At 60.0% G+C, this 1,983-nt stretch carries 1 protein-coding gene; it reads left to right on the forward strand.

Annotated elements, in window-relative coordinates; all coding sequences use genetic code 11:
- Window positions 1–632: 632 nt before the first annotated feature.
- Entirely contained in the window at window positions 633–1,622 is a 990-nt protein-coding gene (locus ACWCQK_RS42390) for a DUF3103 family protein (protein ID WP_451164590.1), read from the forward strand.
- Window positions 1,623–1,983 lie beyond the last annotated feature (361 nt).

The raw sequence follows: 1,983 nt of genomic DNA on the forward strand, positions 1-1,983 counted from the left end.
CGCCACCCCGAGACGACACTCGGGCCCTCGGCCTGCCCACCCTCACCTCACGGCACGAAAACGGTCCACCGACTCCGTCGGCGGACCGTCATGAAACTTCGAGGTTAGTGACGGAGCATCAGAGACCCATGGAAGCATGATCGGCTTCACGAAAATCTTGGCTGCGCCACTTTTCGCCCGTCACCGTCACAGAGTTTCCCTTGCGGATGCTGGGATCGCAGGTCGCATGGGCGCCGGACAGCCGAAGGCTGGACTTCTCGGACGACTCGCTCGGCGTACTTCCGTGGTGCAGGCATCGGACTTGTGTTCTCTCACCTGGTAAGGCGTTCATGCTTGGCTTCAAGGCCGCTACAAATCCAGTTCAGCCCACTGAACCAATCGAGTACTTATACTCTTGCCTGGGATGACTTGGCCCACCAAGCTCTCCGGTGAATCGCTACCTGTGCAGATTCCCCGTCGGCTTCATGCCATCAGTCCCCCTGGAGTGTTTGATCCACGTGAGATATCAACACCGTCGGCTCGGCGCCGCCATGTCCATCGCCGCATGCCTGCTCCCTCTTTCGGCCACTCAGATTTTGAGCGCCTGGCCGACCGCAGCGGCGCCCCATCCTCATACCTCCGCAGTCGCTGTCATGGAGAATGATGCGGCCCGCGCGATAGCCAGCTCACTTTCCGACTCTCTATGGCGTGCCCGCGTTCAGAAGGAGGCGCTGGTCTCACACGATGTAGCCGTCACTTCTCTCGCCCAACATGCCAGCGCCTCCTTAAAGTCCACTCTCGCCTCGGCAGACCGGCGGATCGTTGCTGCCAAGGGTCTGGACGCCAACGTCGGCTCAGTGCTGAGGCTGCGACTCGGGGCGGATTCCATGCGGGCGGCGCTCATTGCTGGAGCCACGCCGTGGGTTGCTGCCGCGACAGCCGAGGACAATCCTCGTACTGTCACTGCGTACGACAGCCAGGGGCACACCCACACGCTGGATGTTGACGAAGTGCCCACTCAGCCGGTGTACGTCGTCGACATCGACGCAGCCAAAACTGTGGCTGCCGGCTTGAAGGTCCTTAATGACGATCTCAAGCGTCAGGGGCTCAATTCCCCCGCGGTTGCCCGCTCTAAGGCGTCTGCAGCCACCCCGGGCTTCTGGACTACCCGCATCACCCAGGTGCGGCTGTCTGACGACGAGGAGTCGTGGATCAAGGGCGATGCCGAGATCTATACTCTCGTCACCGGTTTTGGACAGAACGGTCAGGTACGGGTCGATTCAGTGGACATGCCTTACCTGGACAACGAAAACACGACCTACCAACCCGACCAGATCCTGGTCAACTGGGCAAACTATAAGTACAACCTTGCCGACGCCGTGATGATGGAAGACGACGGCAGCACTAACTACCGCGAGTTAGCCAAGGCTATCGCTACTGCACTGCTCACTATTAGTGATGCAGGTGTGTATATTCCGTTGGCAAACGTCGTTCTTGACGCTATGCCGGACGACTGGTGGACCGACAACCCGGACTACGTCGACTCCTGGTACACCCTGGCCCGAAGTGAAAACGGCATTCGCTATGGTGCCCGCGGTAACGGCTGGATGGCTTTGGAGCCGTACTTCGTGCAACAGTTCTAGTGCCGACAGACAGCGTTTACCTCTCGAGTTAGTGGTTGTCAGTAGACTGTGTTGAGCCGTCGCGGGCAAGAGCGTGATGGGAAATTCGCTTCAATCTTCGAGATTGTGACCGCAAAGGTCTGGGCCGGTTCGAGTCCGGTAGCCCGCGACGGCGTCCCTGGGGGCAGTGCAGGGACAGCTTGCGCAGGTGGTCGCGCGGTCTTATGTCCCCAGGCCATCACGGCCAGGCTTTTGCCCGATGCGCGAGTGAGCTTCTTCAGTGGTGCTGCTCCAGGGTGGGGATGGCTTTGGCGGTTGACGTCATGTGGGTCGGGCTGCATCGGGATTTGTGGAAGATCCGCTGGGACTTCAAGCAGGCGAT

It is taken from the genome of Streptomyces sp. NPDC002306 (assembly GCF_053593435.1).